The organism is Vibrio sp. Vb0304 (assembly GCF_033338995.1).
GTDB classification, from domain to species: Bacteria; Pseudomonadota; Gammaproteobacteria; order Enterobacterales; family Vibrionaceae; genus Vibrio; species Vibrio alginolyticus.
Genome location: NZ_JAWOTT010000330.1, coordinates 1 through 1073 on the forward strand (window position 1 = coordinate 1; position 1073 = coordinate 1073).

General features: G+C 46.4%; 1 protein-coding gene and 1 pseudogene. Both read right to left on the reverse strand.

Annotation, left to right across the window (positions count from 1 at the left end; translation table 11 throughout):
• A pseudogene (locus R7P35_RS26010) lies at nt 1-769 on the reverse strand (MSHA biogenesis protein MshI); the annotation flags it as partial.
• 11 nt (nt 770-780) lie between these two features.
• Nucleotides 781-1073 (reverse strand): EAL domain-containing protein (locus R7P35_RS26015; RefSeq protein ID WP_318093356.1); only part of this gene is annotated, 293 nt, incomplete at its 5' end.

Below are 1073 nucleotides of genomic sequence, written 5' to 3' on the forward strand. Positions count from 1 at the left end.
CGGTAGTTAAGCGACTGAACCAATTCGTTCTCATCTTCTTCATCACAGCACACTTTCAATTGGTGTAACTGAACCTGACGAAGCTGAGCAGAGAGGTAATCTATCGAACGTTCAGCTCCAGAGACAAACTGTCCATCTGCAGCTCGCTTGACGGTACGCCAGTAAGAGGAGGTGTCACGCTACGAATCGAACGATGGAATGCAATGGTGTGCTCAACAAAAGCACTGATGCGGAAATGCCCACGCGCGCTGCGTTGCAGCAACAAAAAGTTACCAAGCTCACCAGCGGTATCACCCCAAACATCATCTTCCGGAATGATCGCTTCTAACGGCAATTGAGCACGACTAGCCAGTAGCACAATTTTATCAAGCATCTTTCTTGATAAAACATAAGCTTGCACTTTACTTGAGTTTGGTAGCTCTACCGCATCAGCGATGATGTCGATGGCACGCTCAGAAATAAGCTCTTTGAGTAAAAACGGCAGCGCCACCGACCACTCTTGGCGTGGCATGGCTGGCTTGTCGATTTGATACATCTGATAGTAGTTGTGTGACAGCACTACGGTCAGAGAATCATAAGCGCTCGCGGCAACGCTTAACGCTTGCTCAACAGCGCGTTCCCAATTTGATTCAGAAATTTCAAACTGAGACGGACGGCCACTTTTAGCTGGTGATGATAAATAAACTGCGTCTGGCTGAATAACCAAAAAGCAAGAGCGACCACCACCAGATGATCGCATCAGCTTGTCGAATACTGCTTTAAATTCCATGATTATTATCTTTATTTTTTCCGCCAGCGATTTCGTCTTCCCAATTTAACTTGGGATTCTGATTGAGAATGTTGCGCTGTTTGTGGGCGAGGAAGATATTGCTGCTCTGCAGAAAAATAGCGTCCTTGTCCGCCGTACACACCTAATTCAAGAAGCGTGTTTAGCTCTTGTTGATTCTCAATTCCCACTGCTATGATTTTGGTTTTGCTGTTCGCCGCTGCACCTAGCATACTGCGGACAAAAAGCTGGTTCTCATGTCGCTGATCGATTTTTGCTACCAAGCTGCGATGAAGCTTGAGATAAC